This window comes from Bacteroidia bacterium (assembly GCA_040880525.1).
In the GTDB taxonomy this organism is placed as follows: domain Bacteria; phylum Bacteroidota; class Bacteroidia; order CAILMK01; family JBBDIG01; genus JBBDIG01.
This window is the reverse complement of the sequence record JBBDIG010000014.1, coordinates 150,630-165,368: the sequence shown is the minus strand read 5'-3', so window position 1 is coordinate 165,368 and position 14,739 is coordinate 150,630. Positions and strand designations below refer to the sequence as shown.

The 14,739-nt window shown below is 44.8% G+C and carries 12 protein-coding genes; 6 read left to right on the top strand and 6 right to left on the bottom strand.

Going from position 1 to position 14,739, the window contains the following annotated elements; all coding sequences use genetic code 11:
* Positions 1-233: 233 nt before the first annotated feature.
* The 6 genes from WD077_03030 to WD077_03005 all read left to right on the top strand — a co-directional run bounded on the left by WD077_03030 (position 234) and on the right by WD077_03005 (position 8,955).
* Entirely contained in the window at positions 234-2,081 is a 1,848-nt protein-coding gene (locus WD077_03030) for a hypothetical protein (protein ID MEX0966184.1), read from the top strand.
* A 196-nt stretch (positions 2,082-2,277) separates the two neighbouring features.
* A complete protein-coding gene (locus WD077_03025) occupies positions 2,278-2,973 on the top strand; it encodes a hypothetical protein (GenBank protein ID MEX0966183.1) in 696 nt (231 codons plus the stop codon).
* A 145-nt stretch (positions 2,974-3,118) separates the two neighbouring features.
* A complete protein-coding gene (locus WD077_03020) occupies positions 3,119-4,939 on the top strand; it encodes a thiol-activated cytolysin family protein (GenBank protein ID MEX0966182.1) in 1,821 nt (606 codons plus the stop codon).
* 228 nt (positions 4,940-5,167) lie between these two features.
* Entirely contained in the window at positions 5,168-6,712 is a 1,545-nt protein-coding gene (locus tag WD077_03015) for a T9SS type A sorting domain-containing protein (GenBank protein ID MEX0966181.1), read from the top strand.
* 293 nt (positions 6,713-7,005) lie between these two features.
* Positions 7,006-7,761, top strand: coding sequence for a PKD domain-containing protein (locus WD077_03010; protein MEX0966180.1), 756 nt, complete (start codon positions 7,006-7,008; stop codon positions 7,759-7,761).
* 279 nt (positions 7,762-8,040) lie between these two features.
* Positions 8,041-8,955, top strand: a complete 915-nt coding sequence (locus WD077_03005) for a sulfotransferase (protein ID MEX0966179.1) — start codon at positions 8,041-8,043, stop codon at positions 8,953-8,955.
* 13 nt (positions 8,956-8,968) lie between these two features.
* Here the strand turns inward: WD077_03005 and WD077_03000 are convergent, their stop codons facing one another.
* The 6 genes from WD077_03000 to WD077_02975 form a co-directional block, all read right to left on the bottom strand.
* Complete coding sequence (locus WD077_03000) at positions 8,969-9,994, bottom strand: CBASS cGAMP-activated phospholipase (GenBank protein ID MEX0966178.1); 1,026 nt, start codon at positions 9,992-9,994, stop codon at positions 8,969-8,971.
* 132 nt (positions 9,995-10,126) lie between these two features.
* The gene (locus WD077_02995) at positions 10,127-10,804 is read right to left on the bottom strand and encodes an HAD family hydrolase (GenBank protein MEX0966177.1); all 678 of its coding nucleotides are present in this window, start codon (positions 10,802-10,804) and stop codon (positions 10,127-10,129) included.
* Positions 10,805-11,281, bottom strand: coding sequence for a DUF6265 family protein (locus WD077_02990; protein ID MEX0966176.1), 477 nt, complete (start codon positions 11,279-11,281; stop codon positions 10,805-10,807).
* Entirely contained in the window at positions 11,278-11,808 is a 531-nt protein-coding gene (locus tag WD077_02985) for a GNAT family protein (protein ID MEX0966175.1), read from the bottom strand. Before WD077_02985 ends, WD077_02990 begins: the two co-directional genes overlap by 4 nt.
* Positions 11,792-12,544, bottom strand: a complete 753-nt coding sequence (locus WD077_02980) for a YebC/PmpR family DNA-binding transcriptional regulator (protein MEX0966174.1) — start codon at positions 12,542-12,544, stop codon at positions 11,792-11,794. Before WD077_02980 ends, WD077_02985 begins: the two co-directional genes overlap by 17 nt.
* A gap of 60 nt (positions 12,545-12,604) precedes the next feature.
* The gene (locus tag WD077_02975) at positions 12,605-14,365 is read right to left on the bottom strand and encodes a Calx-beta domain-containing protein (protein ID MEX0966173.1); all 1,761 of its coding nucleotides are present in this window, start codon (positions 14,363-14,365) and stop codon (positions 12,605-12,607) included.
* Between the last annotated feature and the right edge of the window lie 374 nt (positions 14,366-14,739).

Sequence of the window (14,739 nt, the reverse complement as noted above, 5' to 3'; positions counted from 1 at the left end):
CGTAACCATACATTTGTTTTTCTTCAAATGTACAGGTTATTTCGTTACAGATCCTTAGCATTGAAGGAAGATAAAATAAATAAGGAGGGCTTTTCAATTTTAAGTACGAACAAGTAACACTTGAATATCTCTAAAACAGATTAACATTAATAATAAAAATTCCTTTGGAATTTAATGGAAAACGGAAGATGCGCTTAAACCCTTAACTTTAGCCGCTCATAAATCTTGAGGAGTTGAAATATTTGCCTTACGTGCTCCTGGCTGTCTCGCTATTCCTTATTCCTTCCGCCAGTGCTTCCTCGCTCGATTCGCTGGTGGCGTGCTACCAACGCAATCCACAGCCGTGCGATGTTTTGCTCAGGAAGGTGATTTCTTCCGAAGGGTTTGCTACACAATATGCTGCGGTGGATTATCTGAACGTGGCAGAGCAGCTAATGCAATCTGGGCAATTGCGACCTGCACTTCAGTTGCTGCATAAGACGGAAGCAAGTTTTAATGAGCCGGAACTGCGAACACAAGCCCGTATCATTGGCGGCATCAGCGGTATTTACCTCTATCTCGGAAAATTAGATTCGTCACTCCTTTATGCCAATCAGAATGTAACATTATTTACCCGTGAAAAAGATACTACCAAGAAGGGGATGGCTTTGCTAAACCGTGGGCAGATCTACAAAGAATTAGGCGATTACCCTGCTGCGATGGCTGATTACCTCCAGGCGATAAGGTACTTTAAGGCCACCGGCAATAGCAATATGATTGCGCGCACACAGGCTGAACTGGCGACCCTCTCGGCTATGAACGGGGAAATGCAAGTGGCTCTTGAATATAACCGGTTAGCAGCAGCCTATTTCAGGGAGGTTGCGGACAGTAGCAATTATGGCTATGTGATCCTCAATCTGGCCAACGATCTGAATTTCCTGGAAAAGCCGGATTCTGCGTTGCTTCTGCTGAGAGAAGCGGTTAATATATTCAACAGCCTGGGCAAGGCCTACCTGCTGATGAATGCGGAGGCGCAAATGGGCAGATCGTTGTTCCTGCTGGGTCAGCAAAAAGAGGCGCTAAACCGTTTTCGCAGTTCAAACAACATTGGCCGGAGCGGTGATTATCTTGCCCAGCTCGCCTACAATCACACTTACATATCTAAGATTTACATGGAACTGCGGGTGCTGGATTCGGCACTGCACCACGCACAGATGGCATTGCGTCATACCAAAGAAATCGGGTTCAATGAAGAATACGGACATGCCCTATTGCAGTTATCAAAAGTGTACGAAGCACGCGGTGAATACCAGCAGGGGCTAGCATTCAGGAAGCAGTTTCATGAGGTGCAGGATAGCCTCTTCAACCTGGAAAAGGCAAGGCAGGTGCAGCAAATAAAGGAAACATACGAGAGCGAACTAAAAGAAGAGCGCCTGAAAAGCCAGGAAGCCGCGATTTCGCTGCTGGAAGCGCGGTCACGGACACAATGGATCCGCAACATAGCGCTGGCTGCGGGACTTCTACTGACAATAGTCATTGCCTTCCTGGTGATTAACCGGCAGCAGACTAAGATAAAACTAAACAGGGAGCTCGCACAAAAGAAGGAGCAATTGCACCGATTCCAATTAAAGGAGAAGGAAGCCACAGAAAAACAATTGCGCCTGGAACTGGATCATAAGAAACGGGAACTTACCTCGCAGGCACTGCTGATAGCTGAGAAAAATGAATTGCTGCGATCTTTTAAAGATAAGCTTCGCGAAATTTCACGGGATGGAAATGGCAAAGGCCAACAGGAAATGAACAGGCTGGTGCAGCGTATTGAACGCGCAGAAATCAAATCTGACGATTGGGACAAATTCATGCGCATTTTCGAGGAAGTCCATCCCGATTTTCTACAGAGTCTGCAAGCCACTTATGCCGAACTCACACCAAATGACCTGAGGTTAGTGGCGCTGATGCGGATGAATCTTTCCAACAAAGAAATTGCGAACATCCTGCACATCTCAGATGACGGACTGAAGAAGGCCCGCTACCGGCTGCGCAAAAGACTGGCTTTGGCTTCTGAAGAAAATATGAATGAATTTTTGATGCACGAGGTGTAGGTGTCTGCCTATGTCACTCGGAAGCACCTGTCACGTTAATAAACTAAATCCGACTTTCCCTTTGGATAAAGTGCTGGAGATCTAAGAACAGGAGGCGGGACGCCTCGTAATAGCTCACACAAAGCTCAAAAGTGTTGAACAAAGAAATCGCAATTTAATATCTTCGCGATTGCTGTAATAAAACCTGCGGAGAGTGATGGAACATAAACTAAACCAGCGATCATCTAATCAAAAACTTCTAATAGCCTATTTACCCATTTGCTTTGCAAGTATGTTGGTTATATTTTTCATGTCTATGATCCTTTTCATTTTATCTCTCATTAACATTTATGAAACTCAAGATACCTTAGGTTGGACGCTCGGGGAGAGGTTTAAAAGCGATCTACCACGGCTTCGCCTATATATCACGATCAGTCCAATAATATGTATTGCAGCAGGCATAGTGACTTTTCAGGTTAGCAAGAGATTTCCGAAGGAGGTTTGGATGAACCAATTTTCGGCAGTTATAATATTGTTGCTTCCCATTTTCCTTATGATAGCTACCGTAATGGTTGAATGGCTATTTTTTGAGGATGTAATAGGCTCGCATGATCGAGAAGACGCTGTTATGGTAACATTAGCAATCTTAAGTTTATTACTTCCAGTATCTTCAGCTTTTGGGTTTGAACTTAGCGACAAAACTTATAGCCGAGTTTGGTATTCTCGTATCTTTCATTTCTTGATTGGATTTTTGGCCCTCGTGCTGAGCATTATAGCCCTTTTCTTGGCAATTTTTTTTGCTTCCGACTGGAACATGAATTTTGGTTCAACACAAGAACATGAACAGGGCCCGGTTTCACTTTATGTGTCTGAAAATGATCTATCCCATAGACTTCCACGACAAATTGGGTAAGAAAATATGATAACATCATATTGGCCTGAAGAAGTGCTTTTCTGATCTTAATCGAAATCTGTCTACCCTTTGTCTACCCCTATTATTTGGCTGGTATAGCCGTCTTCAGCACTTTGCGGTCACTCAATTCAAAATGCTGATTTCGATGAACAAAAAATTTTACCTGTCCCTCCTGCTAATTCCTTTTTTAGTCCTTGTTCAATGTAAAAAAGACGATCCGGACAAAGCTCCCATTCCGCAAACCTTTGAAGCCGTCATCGAATCCGGTGGTGGATTCGATCCTGTGGTAGATTCGGAAACAGAAGAGGGTTCTTCAACATCAACCAAGGAAGAAGGCGGCCAGCGTTGGCGCTGCACCACTACCACCCTTGAAGCCAAAACAGGCGCTGGTGGTGATGGTGGTTTTCCAATGTTTAATCCCAATGCCAACGTAATTTACCCCGGCAGTATGCTTCAGGGAAAATCCCTGCGCAAGGCCACTCCCGATGTTATTGCCGTGGACCGTGCGGGAGGTACAATTTCCTACGACATTCTCGATGGAAACCTTACTTCTTCATTTACTGTGGATGAAGTGACAAAAAGCAGTATCACAGATGCCATGAACAACATCATCAACCAGGCTTCGGGTGTGGTACCGGCCAATTTCAATTTTACCTATACCAATGTCCAGAGCAGGGAACAGTTTGCCCTGGAGGTTGACGCTGATTTTGAAAATTCCTTCATGGAGCTGGAAGCCTACCTGAAGCTCAACACGAGCAGTTCTTACAATTCCTATCTGGTGCAACTCAACCAGAGTTATTATACCATGAGCTTTGACATTCCCACCAATAAAGACCAGCTTTTTGCACCCAATGTAACCCCGGATGACCTTGCCAAGTACGTGGGTACAGGCAATCCTGCCACCTATGTTTCAGATGTTACCTATGGCCGAACCTATTATATGCTCATAGAATCCACGGCTTCATCTTTTGATATGGAAGCCGGGATAAAGGGTTCTTTCAGTGCCATTGCTGCCAGCGGTGGCGGTAGTGTGGATGCTAGCTACCTGAGCACACTCAGCAATCTTAAAATACAGGTTTTTGCTTATGGTGGTGAAGCCTCAGCGACTTTACGCACTGTGGTAGATGCCAGCAGCCTCGATAGCCTGGTCAACAAACTGGCCAGTGCCGGAGACATCCGCAGTGGAAAGCCGGTAAGCTACGTGGTGCGCAGCGTTTATGACAATCGGGTGGTGAGTGTGCAGCTTTCCAATAAATACGATGTGACCAACTGCGTGCCCATCGGGAGTGGCAACAGTCCACCTGCCGCTACCTCACACTGGGAAGGCATTGCCAGCGATTTCGGAGCCATTGGTGCTGCCATAAATATGCGCTACAACCGGGTGGCGCTTTTCAATAAGGCCGGCAACCGATTTATGCTGAGCGAAGACGACAACAGTCTTAGTGGCCCTTATGGCCTTTCCGACCTCGGTAATGGTGCCATTGATCTGACCTCTGTTGGGGCGGGTGGCGTTTACCGCAGCAGCACAGCTACCGCAGATGTTTACTTTTTTGATCTCAACGGCAATAAGTTTCACAGGATGCCAGGAGCCACTGATTTCAACGGATCAGCATCCGGTATGGGTAGCTTTTTGGGAGGCGGCTGTCCTTTCAACGCCCAGGGAATTACCGGTATGGCCTTTATCAACTTCAGCAATGCCGACCCATATAATATGCTGGTGATCAACAAGGAAGGGGACGAGTTTGCATTGTACCATAACTCCAACTCCTGGAACCTGCATTGGGGGCCTGCGCGCTCCATTGCCGACCTGGAAATAAACGGTAATAGTTCACCATTTTCTTCCTACGGGGCAGTGTGTTACCTACGCATCGGCAGTATTGACTATACCCTGTTTTTTAATAAACAAGGAACGCAATACTGTATGTGGGATAAATCGAACGGCTTTTCACCGGCTTACGATCTATAGCGTGTTCATCTACCTCAAACACCTTATACCAATTTACCCGTAAAATGCCGCATACATCTCAGGCCCCCAAACCCCTAAGGGCTTCAGCAGTACGTAAAGTCCCCCTTGGGGGGATTTAGGGGGCTAATTGCAGGAAGGTATTACCCGGTCACTGTATGGAAATACTAAATGCTATAAAATGCGCCAATTCCGACACAGAAGTTTAATAACTAAAAATAAATCAGCACCATGAAAAAACTTACTATCCTTTACGGTCTCATATTTCTACCATTTTTACTGCTTTCTCAGGAAGGTGAACTCGATCTTTCATTCAACGGGAATGGGAAATATATCCTTGATCTTCACACCGATGATGAAGCGACCTCAGTGCTGATTCAGCCCGATGAAAAAATACTTATCGGGGCCACCGTGACGACCAGCAGGCCGGTCAGTTCCGTATTGGTACGCCTGGACCGCTATGGCAATGCCGACCTGGGCTTTGGCAATCAGGGCGTGGCTGAAGTGGTATGGGACGATTATGAGCCGGATGTTCAAAGTATTGCACTGGACGGGAATCAAAATATACTGGCCCTGGCAAGGGCATCGTATCAATCGGAATCAGGTGTGCTGCTGACCCGCTTTGACCCGAACGGAAACCTTGACCAGAGTTTTGCTGACTCGGGGATGGTGTTCATCGGAGACTGGGATGGGAGCTCTACTTACTGGACCTCGGTGATCGCTATGCCTGACGGAGAAATTGTGGTTAGTGGCTATACCTTCTTTACTGGCGAGGGTGTAAATGGCGTTCTTCTGGGCTTCAACCATGACGGGAGCCCAAATTTCAACTTTGGCGATAACGGCATGGTGAAATTCAACCTGGGCGGAAGTACCGTGCAAATCCATAAACTCATACTCAACCAGAATAACAAGATCCTGGCTATTGGTTCGGGATATTCGCAGGGTGATAACAATTTCCTGTTAGCACAATTCAATCAAGACGGCAGCTTTAATTCCGGCTTTGGCGGAAACGGCATTTTGACTGTACCTTTTGGAGAGAATTCCAGGGCCTATGGCGCAGATATACAGGAAGATGGAAAGATTATACTGGCCGGAGATATCTACATGGATTCCGACTACGCGTTTGCCTTAGCCCGGCTGCTGCCCGATGGCACCTTAGACCAATCCTTTGGCACCAATGGCAAAGTAATAACTCCCGTGTTGAAGGGCGATGCCTACGCCAAGTCGGTTTCGGTGCTGGGAGATGGAAAGATCCTTGTGGCCGGTGATGCAGATGGTATCTGGAACCGCGATTTTGCCCTGGTGCGCTATCACAGTGATGGATCCCTTGATCCTTCTTTCAGCCTGGATGGCATTGCTACGAAAAACATCGGGAACAGAGATGACCACGCAAAGGCTGCTGCCATACAACCCAATGGACGCCTTGTGATAGTGGGTGGTTCGTTCGTCAATGATTTTGGTAACAATGTCATTTGTGCGGCCCGCTTTTTAGGTGGGGCAGGCATAACTGGAATTGATGAATTTGAAGAAACCGTGCTCCATCTCCATATTTACCCAAATCCCGCCTCTGATAGAGTCCGAATAGAAGCGGCTGAAAATGTTTCCCGCCTGGATGTCCGGCTCATTGATCAGCAGGGACGTGTTGTAAGGGAATTAAGTGCTTCCGGGCGTGAAGCGGAATTTGACGTTAACGGCCTGAGCCCCGGTTTGTATTTGCTAAAAATAGTAGCGGACGGCAAAAAGGTGGTGTACAGAAAAGTGATGGTGGGTAGTTAAAACAATTCCAGTTGCCCGCCTACTACCCCATTAATTATTACATGGCTAAGTCAATAGCTGATTCAAATACGCTGGCCTTGAAATGCTCTATTTGGAATGTGCCGGCAAGCTCTGTTGGATGGGAACACGGATTTAACTGATCAAACGAATTCTCACGGATATTTTTAAACAGTGCTAATCCGTTCCATCCTTGTTCCTTTTTATTGCCCCGTGTTCCTATCTCACCAAAAATTTCATGCTTTTCGGATAGAGCGTTATCTTGCGGCCAACTTTAAGAATGAATCAAGATGAAAATGAAAAATGTAATCCTTCTTTTGCTAACCATTTCCGTATTAGTGAGTTGTCATGAAAAAGGCGACATTGATAAGCTGATACCCCCGGTAGATGCCGATTTCGTTATTGGCAATGATAACTGCAAGTTCCCGTGCGATGTTTCCTTCATAAATCGTTCGGAATACGCAACAAACTACCGTTGGAACTTTGGCGATGGCCGTGCTTCAGAAGAGACACATGAGATTAACCCTACGCACAGGTACAGAGAAGAAGGCACATATGAAGTAACGTTGGTGGCTCACGGTCCTTCAGGTTATGCTGCTGTCACCAAAACTGTAACCATCTCAGGTACCAATACGGTCTCTTACTTTATGAACTACAAGGCAGATGGGGAAGCCGTATCAGTCATGCAATTCTCGGCAACGCGGGATACCACAGGGGGAGTAAATAAAATCATCATAAGCGGAACGGATGCCAGCGGTCAGAAACCTGAACTCCTGATATACCTCGAAGAACCAACTGACGGATTCTCAAATGGTCTGATCGCGGATTTTAATGAAACGACTGCACCCACTCAGGAAATCACTTATATGGATACTTCGGGCACGGTATTCAGCACTGGGGAGGACCCGGCTGGAATGTCCGTAGAATTTACGATTCTGGACTATGCTTTGGATGGAATGATGGAAGCGTCCTTTTCCGGTTCGGTAGGTACCAGCGGAGGAGAGACCGTTGATATTACAGACGGTACCTTAAAGCTGATGTTCGACAATTAATCCACTAGCAGATCTTTCTTGTAATTGAATTCAAGGTATTAAAATTCAATTATCAAAAATCTCCAATTATAGGAATCCTGAAGTTCCGTTGCAGCAATATTCAGCGAATTCTGAGGAATTTCAGAAATAAGGCTATTTACCGGCACTCTCTTTATTCATTTCCATAATAACCGGCAGTAACCTGCAATCAAGCGGTGGCGTTACATCCTGTAGTTATATCAAATTTGCCTCCACGCGATATAATCAGTATTTTTGAATGTTGATTAAGCCCTTCCCAAAATGAATGATGAGAGACCAATAATAGTCACCGGCACGCATCGCTCAGGTTCCACCTGGGTAGGAAAAATGTTGTCAGCCTCTCCGGAAGTGGCTTATATTCATGAGCCCTTCAATCCCATTTTTCCTGATTGTGGCTGTGGCGCTTGTTTTGACAAATGGTTTTTATATGTAAGCAAAAACAATTCGGATATTTATAAAAAGCATTTTCAGCATATTTTAAATTTAAAGTATCCAGCTTCTACACTCACCAATTTACAATCTCTTTATCATCTCAAAATATTCCTGAAGAGAAAATTTCAGTTTTTTAAGTATAAAAATCAACGTCCATTAATCAAGGATCCTATTGCCCTTTTTTCAGTTGAATGGCTGGCAAAAACTTTTGATATGGATGTTGTGGTGCTCATCCGGCATCCGGCAGCTTTTGTGAGTAGCATTATGCGTAAAGACTGGACCTTTCCCTTTGAAGATCTGCTTGCCCAGGAAGAATTGATGGAGACGCTATTAAGGGATTACCGGACACAAATTGAAGAATATTCTAAAACGGAAAAAGACATTGTAGAGCAGGCTGCGCTGCTGTGGACCATGTTCCATGATGTAATACTTCAATACAGGGAACGCCATCCCAACTGGAAGTTTGTGCGGCACAAAGACCTTTCAGAAAATCCAATTACAGAATATCGGAAACTGTATAACTTTCTGGATATTCCTTTTAACGGGGATGTAAAAGAGATCATTAAGGAAGCCAGTGCGGCTGAAAATCCTGCCGGGCCCCAGGGCAGTGAAGAATTACTAAAGCGTGACAGCAAAGCAAATATTGATAGCTGGAAAACCCGGCTTGATGATAAAGATATTTATAAAATAAAAAACCAGGTGGAGGAAATTTCTTCCCGGTTTTACAGCGAATCCGAGTGGTAGCTTAAAACGACAATTATTCCAAAAGCATATCGGCAATTCTGTTCAGATCAGCATTATGTTTTTTGGCGGTTTTATTTCCAATATCAATCAAAGCCTGGATATTATTTGCTGAAGCATCATCCATTTCGCCCGTCATTTCTTTTGGCAGCGTAGTATTTATCCTGATATACTGATCAGCGGATTCAATTGAATCATAGATCTGGCGCAACTGGTAGTCCACCGTTTCGGCCTGGCCGCTCATCATCATGTCCATCATCGGTTTTGCCCAATGGCCAAGGCCCCAATATTTGGTTTTGTTATAATCATAGCTGGCAGCCGAGCGGCCCGTGCCAAGCGATACCACCACCATATCAATGGCTGTGGCGCGCAAACCGGGATAGTCCTTTTTCTTAAAAATGATCCGGGCTTCTGCATAGGCGCAGAGTGCGGGATTATTCGCAAACACACCGCCATCAATAAATGAAAATTGCTTGCCGCTCATGGCTTTCACTTTTGCTATTTCAAAATATGCCGGAGCCGCAGACGTGGCTAATAATACATCCTTTACAAAAAAGTTCCTGGAAGGCTTGTGCGCATTTTGTTGCCGGAAAAACCATGATTTGCGCCTCCCGGTATCATAAGCCGTAATGAGGTTTGGCTTCATTAGTTGGCTCAGCTTCATCTTCCCGAAGTAGCTGTCCAGCACCTCTTCAAGTCCTGAAGAAGGATACTTTTCATTCATAAAACCGTATAGCGTACGCAAGCGGTGATGGAGCGGTACGTTGAATATCTGGTCGCCATGTTCGCGGTAAATATCCACCACCTCCTGCGCGTTGAACCGCGGGTGAGGATCTCCCGGATGCCGGGGAGCAAGATACGCGCAGGCCAGAATGCCTCCTGTGCTGGTTCCGGCTATCATATCGAAATATTCTCCTATCCTCGCATTCGCATTTCCTGACCGCTTTCTGAGCTTTTCTTCCAGTTCCACAAGGATCTGCCCGGGTATCACCCCCCTTATTCCGCCTCCGTCAATGGATAATACCCTGATGAATTTCGACATTCGCTCTTGATTTTCTCTTCAATGTTAGAAATTTCTTTTGAATTATTCATGATGAAAATCCAATTCCTCCTGTTTCTAATTTATTAAAACAAAATATATCTTTTTAATTTAACTTTTCAGAGACTGTGTTCATCAAAATACTTCAGATTGTTTCTTTAAAAGAACAATCAGCTTTTCATGATCATCATTGTTCCTGATCTGATAAAAAGGTATTTTCATGCGTCCGGCACATTTTCCATCCAATTCAGGCCGGTCTCCTACAAAAAGGCATTCAGCCGGTTTTATATTAAAATAATTTAAAATATAAGATATTCCTTTTGTACCAGGTTTGAGGCAATTTATATGGGCTTCGGCAGCAGATACGATCAGGTCAGCCTTTAGTCCCAATACCTCCAATTTCTCGCTGGCCGGGTAATCAGAAAGTACAGCAATTTTTATTTTATTTTCTTTTAAAATATGAAATACTTTATGAACAGAAGGGAAAACGTTCTTTTTAAGATAAGGCAACGGAGCAATAAGCATCCAATGTTTTACCAGCGCTTCCAAAACTGCAACGGATACTCCAGCGCTTTGTGCAGGAATTCGGTATTGGCTCGTGGAAAGATCAGCATCTGCCTGATTAGCCAGTATTTCCCGCTGCTCCCTGAATTCCTTAAGCATTAGCAGCTCCTTATATTTCCAGGGTCGAAGGAGGTAATGAAATGCCAGCTTCAGGGCCATAATTCTGCGTAAAGGCGCCTGGCGGTAAAGCGTTCCATCCACATCGAAAATTACGAGTTTAAGATTTCGATATTTATTTGACAATGTCATTTATAAAGAACTCCCGCTGCCCTTCCGTAAAAAATTAAATTCCCGTTCTTTTCCATCCCCCGATATTACTACACTTAAACGATCGCCATTTCGTAAATAAACAATCTTCTTAGGAAAATCATGTTCAGGATTTATGCAGGTGAAACTGCTGTCGTTTATTTCTATTATTTTAAACCAGGTGGATTCCGAATTTTCTAATATATCGGCAACATAATAGTAATTTTTCTCTTTCCGGGTTATTTTCAATTTTTCAAAAACCGTGGTATCACCTTCCTTCACGAGCATGCCGCGACCTGTCCATTCTTTGGAGGAGCTTTGCTGCCACTCCTCTACTATCATACTACTGCCTGCTTTGCTTTCCCATCCTCCTGGAAGCCAATCAATGGAAGAAAGACTGCTGCGCCATGTAGTACAAGCCGTAACCGAAACCAGCATTAGGAAAGCAATTCCTAAGTTTCGAATTAATAAATAATTCATTGAGATAAAGTCTTTAGTTTACTGAAAAGCTTGGCATCAATGAGTTTTCCATTCTTCATATAAAATTTTTCCAGGTAACCCTCCTGCCTGAAACCACAGCTCAGGAGCAACTGCTCTGAATGAATGTTGGTTGAAAATATATGGGCACTGATACGAATTAGCTTAAAATACTCGAATCCATGCTCGCAAAAGCGCAACAAAACCTGTTTCATAAAACCTTTGCCGCGCCAGCCTTTCGCCAGCCAGTAGCCTACATCGGCCTGATGACGCATAACCTCCTGAGCCGGAAACACGAATCCAATCCCGCCAATCGCCTCGCCATCTCCCTTGCGGATGAGGAACTGAGAATTGAGCGGCATCCCGGCTACCTGCCGTATCCATACTTCTGCATCTTCCTCAAAGTAAGGAGACGGAACCATCAGCAAATTGCGCCTGATCTCATTGTCGTTGAGGTGCCGGACCAAAGCATCTTTGTCTCCGGCCTTATATCCCGAAAGATATAACTCCTCATTAATCCTGATCTTCATAGGCGGCCATGAGTTCGTCACTCATCTCCACATTATGATATACTTCCTTAACATCGTCATCGTCTTCCAGTACTTCGATAAGGCGCATCACCTTCCGGAAGTTTTCGGGGTCTACTTTTTTATGCACTTTAGGCAAGCGCTTCAACCCGGCTTCTGAGGGTTCAATCTGCAACGCTTCCAGCTTTTTCTGCATGCTGCCGAAATCTTCACGGGCGCAGTACACGGTTACTTCGCCATCTTCTACTTCCACATCTTCCGCACCTGCATCTATCAGTTCCAGCATCAGCTCATCCTCATCGTGTTCTTCTATCGGAAAAGAAAAAACGCCCTTTGAATCAAAAATAAAATCCAGGGAGCCGGAAGTACTGAAGCTGCCATGAAATTTATTGAAATAGGAACGCACATTAGCGACCGTACGGTTAATGTTATCGGTAGTGCATTCCACATAAACCGCTACACCTGCCGCAGCATATCCTTCATAGGTAACTTCATGGTAGGTGGCATCGTCAGCGCCAGAGGCTTTATTGATTGCGCGGTCAATATTGTCCTTTGGCATGTTCACACCTTTGGCATTCTGCACTGCCAGCCTGAGCCGCGGATTTCCTTCCGGATCAGGTCCACCCTGCTTCACGGCCACCTGGATCTCTTTTACCATTTTAGAAAAAACCTTGGACTGCCTGGCATCATTCGCTCCTTTCTTCCTTTTTATTTTAGACCATTTACTATGTCCTGACATAATTTAATCTCCTTTAAACATTTAGTTATTTGTAAATCTTAATTTTTCCTTTTTAAAATGCTATTCAATTTTTAAAAATGATGATTGAAAAAAAGCATTGCCGGCATCCTGAAGGGTAATAAAATATCTTCCGGGTTTTAAACCGCTGATATCCACTGCCTGCCTTTCTTCAATTGCAATTTCCATAATCTTCCTGCCTGTAGCATCATTTATTGTCAGGTTTCCCTTGCCGGTATATCCTGAGATGGTAATAAATTCCTGGGAGGGATTAGGCCGGACCTGCAATATATTCGCTTTACCCGCTTCAATACCTACCGGATCGTTATCTTCAATGGTAAGCGTGAAAATGCTGTCACTCAGGTTTGCGAGGTTGGAAGCATTTCGAAGCAGCAGCACCACGGTTTCATCCGTTTCCTCATCGGTATCTTCTTTAATTATAATATCCACGGTTTGAGGGGCAGACGAACTTGCAGGAAATGTGACAACCGTTCCCGTAAATTCAAAATCACTTCCGGCAGTTGCCGTGGATTGGCTTCCCAGCATCACCTCCACTGTAGTAGGGTCGCTGTTGGCACCTTGTATACTGATCTCCACAGAAATGGTCGTATCGTTTTCTGTGATCGCAAGCGCAGTGTTTGTAAAAGAAACCGTAGGCGCAGGTTGTGTAAATTCCAGATCGTCCACCCAGAGAACGCTGCCTTCGCGCGCTGTGCCGCTGGCTGTCATATCTGTGCTGGATAATAACACCGCCACAGTATCATGGTCAAACCCTGACTTATAAAGAATGGGAACTTCAAAAGGCGTATAAACTGAGGCCGCAGGTAATTTTATGAATGCTGAATCCACCGGTTCGCTGATTCCGAGACTGCTGTTGAATTTTGAGAAATAAACCCCTGCAATGGCCGAATCATTTCCTGAAGGCGAATACTTGTACCAACCTCTGAGCCTGGCCGGTTCAGCCGTTGTGGGAATGCCACCTGTAAATTCTCCGTCCAGTTGGATGCGGCCGGTGGCAATAAAGCCAAAATACTCTTCCACCACGGAACTGTAAATGCTTTCAATACGCACAGCATAATCTCCGCTGTGATTATCAGTCGTCCGGCTGGCAGAAAGTTCTCCATCAAGAAACGTGATGAAGTTGGCAGTAGACCAATCAGCAGGATCCTCATAAGAGGGATTTATCCAATGTTCAAAGTCCTGGTTATAAACAGAATCGGTAGTGCCTGTGAGGCGCAGGTTATCAAGATAAAATACGCTGCCCACCTTCGGGTTGTTTAAATCTCCTGATGACATGGCGATAAAAAAACTATCAGCCACTCCGGACGATGGGGCAGGAACGGGAAATGAGAAACGGGTATAATTAGCCACGTTTCCTTTGAAATGTTTAAAAACAGGAAATGTAACCGGCTGATTGTTATTGACGTAAACAAAAACGATAAAGCCGGAATCATTGGGTTCAAAATCGCCTTTCCAATAGCCGGTAACCGAATCAGGTGCATTGCTATATGGAAACCCGCCCTGGAATGAAAAACTTGAGATATTTACGGCTCCACTCGAAACCACTCCAGGCACCACTTCTCCGCTTGCCTCCACCGTTTCAAGCCTGATGGCATAATCTCCGTTCTGCTGATCAGTTACACGGGTTACATTGGCCCCGGTTTCCAAATAAACCTGCGAATTGGAAGTGACAAAGTGCAGCGGATCCTGGGGAAGATTTATGGTGTTCCAATTTTCAAACCCCGCATTGGGTATGATCTGGGCAAACAACCCCGGCTGACAGAACAGCAGAAGTGAAGCGAGGGCGAAAAGATGCTTTTTCATTTAGTAGATATTTTTTGGTACGTAAACAGTGATGCAAATCTCTTTAAAAAAGACCATTCTATTCTTATGTCTGCATCTTTAGATTTAGTGACAACAGCCTGTTCAGATAGGAAACAGAATTCCTTGCATAGAAAGTTCAGCGTTTTTCATAGATGCTGAATCCAAATGGCCTGCGCCCCAGGCTGGCAGGAGTAAGCGGGTTCTTTTGTGCCTGAACCTATTAATCGCCATTGAAAAGTAACTCCTGCGACACGGAATCTCCATCAGCCTGCCAGCTATTCTGCTCTGTAATTTGAAGAACGCACTATCTGGTCTGTAAAAGTCCATCCAACTCTATTGTTTGGTAAGTATTCAGCAAGTTTTATAATTGCCAA